Annotated in this window: 7 protein-coding genes; 2 read left to right on the top strand and 5 right to left on the bottom strand. The window is 72.5% G+C overall.

Annotated features, from left to right (window positions below):
* Nucleotides 1–67: 67 nt before the first annotated feature.
* The 3 genes from ACI784_RS01390 to deoC all read right to left on the bottom strand — a co-directional run bounded on the left by ACI784_RS01390 (nt 68) and on the right by deoC (nt 3,461).
* Entirely contained in the window at nt 68–940 is an 873-nt protein-coding gene (locus tag ACI784_RS01390; protein ID WP_456923030.1) for an aldehyde dehydrogenase family protein, read from the bottom strand.
* A gap of 76 nt (nt 941–1,016) precedes the next feature.
* On the bottom strand, nt 1,017–2,462 hold the full coding sequence (locus ACI784_RS01395) for an aldehyde dehydrogenase family protein (RefSeq protein WP_456923032.1): 1,446 nt from the start codon (nt 2,460–2,462) through the stop codon (nt 1,017–1,019).
* 3 nt (nt 2,463–2,465) lie between these two features.
* Nucleotides 2,466–3,461: a deoxyribose-phosphate aldolase gene (deoC, locus tag ACI784_RS01400; RefSeq protein WP_457012313.1), complete on the bottom strand. Its 996-nt coding sequence runs from the start codon at nt 3,459–3,461 to the stop codon at nt 2,466–2,468.
* A 74-nt stretch (nt 3,462–3,535) separates the two neighbouring features.
* On the opposite strand from deoC, the gene upp reads away from it, so the two are divergent.
* The gene (gene upp / locus ACI784_RS01405; protein WP_456923034.1) at nt 3,536–4,159 is read left to right on the top strand and encodes a uracil phosphoribosyltransferase; all 624 of its coding nucleotides are present in this window, start codon (nt 3,536–3,538) and stop codon (nt 4,157–4,159) included.
* Nucleotides 4,160–4,161: 2 nt separating this feature from the next.
* Nucleotides 4,162–5,049: a Gfo/Idh/MocA family protein gene (locus ACI784_RS01410; RefSeq protein WP_456923035.1), complete on the top strand. Its 888-nt coding sequence runs from the start codon at nt 4,162–4,164 to the stop codon at nt 5,047–5,049.
* 169 nt (nt 5,050–5,218) lie between these two features.
* Here ACI784_RS01410 and ACI784_RS01415 read toward each other — a convergent pair whose 3' ends face one another.
* Together ACI784_RS01415 and ACI784_RS01420 are read right to left on the bottom strand one after the other, a co-directional pair.
* A complete protein-coding gene (locus ACI784_RS01415; protein ID WP_457012314.1) occupies nt 5,219–5,809 on the bottom strand; it encodes a hypothetical protein in 591 nt (196 codons plus the stop codon).
* A gap of 305 nt (nt 5,810–6,114) precedes the next feature.
* On the bottom strand, nt 6,115–6,702 hold the full coding sequence (locus ACI784_RS01420; protein WP_457012315.1) for a DUF6318 family protein: 588 nt from the start codon (nt 6,700–6,702) through the stop codon (nt 6,115–6,117).
* Nucleotides 6,703–6,871: the final 169 nt, after the last annotated feature.

Consider the following 6,871-nt stretch of genomic DNA (forward strand, 5'->3'; position numbering starts at 1 on the left):
TGCCAGAGAGAGGACCCCGTCCTCCCCACCCTTCGCGAGCTCAGGGTGGGACCCGGGACGGGGCCTCTCAGACGCCCATCGGATGCCAGACCGTCTTCGTCTCCAGGAACGGGGTCAGCCGCGTCAGGCCGGGGTCGGCGGTCCAGTCCGGCTCCTCCGCCGGCGGCCGCAGCACCCGCTTGATGCTGCCCGCCGCCAGCCGCTCCAGCTCCATCGCACGGCCGGCGGGAGCACCGGTCAGGTCGACGGCGTCGACGTCGTCGTGCTCGGCCAGCCAGGGCCCGATCTCGCCGGCGTCCCCGGTGAGCAGGTTCACCACGCCCGCCGGGACGTCGCTGGTCGCGAGCACCTCGCCGAGGGTGACCGCGGGCAGCGGCCGCTCCTTCGACGTCACCACGACCGCGGTGTTGCCGCCGGCCAGCACCGGGGCGAGCACGCTGACCAGGCCCAGCAGCGAGGAGCGCTGCGGCGCGAGGACGGCGACCACGCCGGTGGGCTCGGGCAGCGAGAAGTCGAAGTACGGGCCGGCGACCGGGTTGGCCCCGCCGAGGACGGCACCGAGCTTGTCGGTCCACCCGGCGTACCAGACCCAGCGGTCGATCGCGGCGTCGACGGCGGCGCGGGCCTTGGACCCGGACAGGCCCTCGCCCGCGGCGACCTCCTCGCAGAACTGGGTGTGCCGGCCCTCCATCACCTCGGCGACCCGGTAGAGCACCTGGCCGCGGTTGTAGGCGGTGGCGCGGGACCACTTCCCGAACGCGGCGCGGGCGGCGACGACGGCGTCCCGGGCGTCCTTGCGGGAGGCCCAGGCGGCGTTGGCGAGGAAGTGGCCCTTGGCGTCGGTGACCTCGTAGGTGCGGCCCGACTCCGAGCGCGGGAACGCGCCGTTGACGTAGAGCTTGTAGGTCTTGCGGACGGCGAGACGCTCGCTGCCGATCACTGCGCGGTCACACTCCCTCGCTCCGCGAGGCCGTTCGCTCCGCTCCTCGCTCGCTGGCGCTCGCTGCGATGCTCACTCACTGGTCGGACCCCTTCAGGTAGGCGGCCAGCCCGTGGCGACCGCCCTCACGGCCGTACCCGGACTGCTTGTAGCCGCCGAACGGCGACGTCGGGTCGAACTTGTTGAACGTGTTGGCCCAGACGACGCCGGCCCGGAGCCGGTCGGCGATCGCCAGGATGCGGGACCCCTTCTCCGTCCAGATCCCGGCCGACAGCCCGTAGGTGGTGTTGTTGGCCTTGGCGACCGCCTCGTCCGGCGTCCGGAAGGTGAGCACCGACAGGACCGGCCCGAACACCTCGTCGCGGGCGATGCGGTGGGCGGGGGAGACGTCGGTGAACACCGTCGGCGGGAACCAGAAGCCCCGGTCGGGCAGCGCGCAGGCCGGCTGCCACCGATGCGCGCCCTCGGCCTCGCCGATGTCGGACAGCTCGCGGATCCGCGCCAGCTGCTCGGCGGAGTTGATGGCGCCGATGTCGGTGTTCTTGTCCAGCGGGTCGCCGAGGCGGAGGGTGCCGATCCGCCGCTGCAGGGAGGCGATGACCTCGTCGTGGACGGACTCCTGCACCAGCAGCCGGGAGCCGGCGCAGCACACGTGCCCCTGGTTGAAGAAGATGCCCTGCACGATGCCCTCGACGGCCTGGTCGATCGGCGCGTCGTCGAAGACGATGTTGGCCGCCTTGCCGCCGAGCTCGAGGGTGAGCTTCTTGCGGGTGCCGGCGACCGCGCGGGCGATGGCGCGGCCCACCTCGGTGGAGCCGGTGAACGCGACCTTGTCGACGTCGTCGTGCTCGACCACGGCCCGGCCGGTGTCGCCGGCGCCGGTCACGATGTTGACCACGCCCGGCGGCAGGTCGGCCTGGCGGCAGACCTCGGCGAACAGCAGTGCGGTCAGCGGGGTGGTCTCGGCCGGCTTCAGGACGACGGTGTTGCCGGTGGCCAGCGCCGGGGCGACCTTCCACGCCAGCATCAGCAGCGGGAAGTTCCACGGGATGACCTGCCCGGCCACGCCCAGCGGCCGCGGGCCCGGGCCCAGGCCGGCCCAGTCCAGCTTGTCGGCCCAGCCCGCGTGGTAGAAGAAGTGCGCCGCGGCCAGGGGGACGTCGACGTCGCGGGACTCCCGGATCGGCTTGCCGTTGTCCAGCGACTCCAGGACGGCGAACTCCCGCGCCCGCTCCTGCAGCAGCCGCGCGATGCGGAACAGGTACTTGCCGCGGTCGGCCGGGCGCATCGGACCCCAGACGCGGGTGAACGCGCGGCGGGCGGCGCGGACGGCGCGGTCGACGTCGGCCTCGGTGCCGGAGGCGACCTCGGAGAGGACCTCCTCGGTGGCCGGGTTGACCGTCTTGAACGTCTCCCCCGTGCCGTCGACGAACTCGCCGTCGACGAACAGGCCGTAGGACGGCGCGATGTCGACGATCGACCGCGACTCGGGTGCGGGGGCGTACTCGAAGGTGCTGGTCATCGTTCAGTCCACCGTCACGTGGTCCGGGCCGCTGTAGTGGCCGGTGCGGAGCTTCTGCCGCTGCAGGAGCAGGTCGTTGAGCAGGCTGGAGGCGCCGAAGCGGAACCAGTCGGGGGAGAGCCAGTCGGGACCGGCGACCTCGTTGACGAGGACGAGGTGCTTGACGGCGTCCTTGGTGGTGCGGATGCCGCCGGCGGGCTTGACCCCGATCTGGCGGCCGGTGGCGGCGCGGAAGTCACGGACCGCCCCGAGCATCACCAGGCAGACCGGCAGCGTGGCGGCGGGGGAGACCTTGCCGGTGGAGGTCTTGATGAAGTCGCCGCCGGCGAGCATGGCCAGCCAGGAGGCGCGGCGGACGGCGTCGAGCGTGACCAGCTCGCCGGTCTCGAGGATGACCTTGAGGTGCGCGTCCCCGCAGGCCTCCTTGACCGCGACGATCTCGTCGTAGACGTCGAGGTAGCGGCCGGCCAGGAACGCCCCGCGGTCGATGACCATGTCGATCTCGTCCGCTCCGTTGGACACGGCGTCCCGGACGTCGGCGAGCTTGACCGCCCGGCTGGCCCGGCCGCTGGGGAACGCGGTGGCGACGGCGGCGGTGTGGATGCCCGAGCCCTGCAGCGCCTCGGTCGCGATGCCGGCGAGGTCGCCGTAGACGCAGACCGCCGCGACATGCGGGCAGGAGGCGTCGGTGGGGTCGGGACGGCGGGCCTTGGCGGCCAGCGAGCGCACCTTGCCGGGGGTGTCGGCGCCCTCGAGGGTGGTCAGGTCGACCATCGAGATCGCGGTGTCGATCGCCCACGCCTTGGCGGTGGTCTTGATCGACCGGGTGCCCAGCACGGCGACGCGGGCCTCGGCGCCGACCTGGTCGACGCCGGGGAGGCCGTGCAGGAAGGCCCGGAAGGCGGCGTCCGAGCGGGTCACGTCACGGAACGGCGCCAGGGGCTCGCGCCGCGGCGGGGTCTCCGCCGTCAGGGCGTCGGGGTCGAGCACGTGGGTCATGCGGGCATTCTCCCCCGAGCTGGATCTGCCCTGGCCGGTACGGTGGCTCGCCCCCGGCCGATACGGTGGCGCGCGTGCAGCTGACCGTCGTGGACCACCCGCTCGCCCGTGCCCGCCTGACCCGCATGCGGGACGAGCGGACCGACAACGCGGCCTTCCGTGCGGCGCTGCGCGAGCTCACCCAGATGCTGGTCTACGAGGCCACCCGCGACCTCGCCGTCGCGGAGGACCCCATCACCACCCCGGTCACCGCGACCACCGGTTTCCGGCTGGCCGCCCCGCCGCTGATCGTGCCGGTGCTGCGGGCGGGGCTGGGCATGGCCGACACCGCGCACGGCATGCTGCCCGAGTCCCAGATGGGCTTCGTGGGGCTGGCCCGCAACGAGGAGACCTTCCAACCGGAGGCGTACATGGCCTCGCTGCCGGCGTCCCTGGTCGACCGCGAGGTCTTCGTGCTCGACCCGATGCTGGCCACCGGCGGCTCGCTGGTGCACTGCTGCGGGCTGCTCACCGCCCGGGGCGCCACCTCGATCACCGTGCTGTGCGCGCTCGCCGCGCCGGAGGGCATCGCGCGGCTGGAGGAGAGCGGGCTGCCGCTGCGGGTCTTCACCGCCTCGGTCGACGAGGGGCTCAACGACAAGGCCTACATCGTTCCGGGCCTCGGTGACGCCGGGGACCGCCAGTTCGGGGCGGTCTGACCGTGCGCTTCGGGGTGCTCGGCACCGGGCACTGGGCGCAGACCGTGCACGCCGCAGCGCTCGCCGAGCACCCGACGGCGGCGCTGGTGGGTGTGTGGGGCCGCGACCTCGCCAAGGCCAAGGCCGTCGGGGCGGAGTTCGACGTCCCCGGCTACGCCGACCTCGACGCGCTGCTGGCCGAGGTGGACGCGGTGGCGATCGCCGTCCCGCCGTCGGTGCAGGTCGGGCTGGTCGAGCGGGCCGCGGCGGCCGGCAAGCACCTGCTCCTGGAGAAGCCGATCGGGCTGTCGCTGGCCGAGGCCGACCGGGTCGTGACCGCGGTGCGCTCCTCCGGGGTCGCCTCGGTCGTGTTCTTCACGTTCCGCTTCCAGGCCGGGACGTCGAGTTGGCTGGCCCAGGCCGGGCGGACGATGCTCGCCGGCGGCGCGGGCACGTGGCTCAGCGCCCTGGCCGGCAGTCCCTTCGACTCCGCCTGGCGACGGCGGCACGGGGCACTGTGGGACATCGGCCCGCACGCGCTGTCGCTGTTGTTGCCGGCGCTCGGGCCAGTCACGTCGGTCCAGGCCGGCGGCGGGTCGGGCGACACCGTGCACCTGGTGCTGCAGCACTCCGCCGGGGTGTCGTCGACCGTGACGCTGTCCCACACGGTGGCGCCGATGTCGACGGGCATCGAGTTCTACGTGCACGGGGACGCCGGCCGCGTCGTCCTGCTGCCCGACACCGAGCACCCCGTCGAGGCGCTGTCGGTGGCGGTCGACGAGCTGGGCCAGGCGGCGATGACCGGGGGCACGCACCCCTGCGACGTCGGCTTCGCCCGGGACGTGGTGGCGGTGCTCGCGACGGCGGAGCGCGCGCTGGCGTCGGGGTGCCGGGAGCCGGTGTCGGACTGACCGCCGTTTGCGGCTCTGCGGGCGTTCCTCGTGCCGTGCGGGCGCTACAGCGCCCGCACGGCACGAGGAGCACCGGCAATGCGGGTGTGGCTCGGCGGCTGTTGCGGTGTTCTGCCCGCTCCTGCGGTGGTGCAGGGCCGCAGAGGCACGCGCAACACCGCAGGAGCGGTCAGTCGTACGGGTTGGTGAGGACGGCGTTCGCCTGCAGGACGGCGAACGTGACCGGTGGGCCGTCGGTGGTCGTCGTGCCCGGGACGTCGGCGCTCGCACCGCCGTCGACGCTGAACGTGCCGCTCCAGGTGGTGGTGAGCGCGGCGGTGTAGGTGCCGCTGCGGTACTCGTGGCTGACCGTGTGGTGCGGGTAGGGCGCGCCGGGGTCGGTGCTGGTGAGCTCGGTGCCGTCGCCGGTGTGCCAGGTGAACCCGGTGGCCGTGGCGACGATGTCGACGTCGAACCCGCGGATGTCCACGGCGAAGGTCTGTGTGGTCGGACCGTCGGTGTAGAAGACGACGGGCAGGCCGACCAGACCGTTGCCCGGCGGCTGCTGCTGCGTGGGCAGTTGTGGCAGCGGGAGGGTCTGGAAGTAGCGGAACACCTCACCCGGGGACGGCGGCGGGTTGAGCGCCGTGATGTCCACGCAGGTTTGCGCGAGCGCGATCCACCCACCTACCGGGGTGCCGGGTGCTGCGCCGAAGGAATCAAATCCGTCCACCGTCGTACCGTCGGGGAGGACGAGGCGCTGTTGCTCGATGACGAGCATTTGGACGACGCGGTCCGGAGGTGCAGGGCAGAACGCGTCGTCTTCGGCGCGACACACGCTGCCCAACGCCCTGTCGACGGCACACGGCTGGCTGAGCCGGTACCGGTATGGCGATGCTGGGATCGCCTCGTTGCTTGCGCCCCAGCCTTTACCGGGATCTTGATTGACGTACGCAGCCGTGAGTGCGCCAGGGACGGTACTTACATCTGGGCAGATGGCCCGCCCGCAATCGGCTGCATCGGCAGGAGCGATGCCGATCAGGATCCATGCGAGGGTGAGGACCCAGGCGGCTCTTAAGACGTTGGTCATCCGAATGTGAGGTCGGTCATTAGCCAAGTCTCTTGGCTGGCGTTCCACCTCAACGCTGCGCCACCAAGGATGTTCGAGTACGGCTCCGAGCCGCCCTCAACCGCAGCGCCGTCCGCAGCGCGGACCACAAATGTCGCTTGGTTGACGCGCAAGGGCAGTTCGGCGACGGTCTCCTTCACTAGCGGGCGGCCAACCTCCACAACTGTCATCTCTCCGCCCTCGTAGCGTTGACCCGCTGCTGCGGCATTTTCAGTGCTCGTGGCTATACGAGCGCAATCGATGCAGCCGTCGCTGAACTCGCGGAGGGGAGCGGCGTCCATGACGATGGACGTCCGGTTGATGAGGTCGATGTAGTACCGCACGAACGCCTCCGCACCCGCGGCGTCCTGGGTGCGGGCCTCGTCCGGCATCGGCATGTCCGCCGGGCCGAGGGGTGGGAGCTCGGCCTCCGACGGCTGGGTCGCGTCCGCGCTCGGCAGCGTGTCGCTGGCCTCCTGCTTCTCCGAGCACCCGCCCAGCAGGGCCACGCCCGCCGCCAGGCCGGCCACCAGTCGCAGCGTCGTGCGCCGTGCCACGTCGTCCACCCCCGAGTCGTTCGCCCAACCGCCGGGACACTACGGAGCCTGGCGAACCCGGGCACGCAGCCCTGTGGACAACCACCCGATCGCATTGCCGGTGTTCCTCGGGCTCTGGCCCGGGGGGCCCGGCGGCACACCGCGACGAACACCCGCACAGCCAGGCGCCCCCGCCCAC

Source organism: Geodermatophilus sp. SYSU D01186, assembly GCF_054050215.1.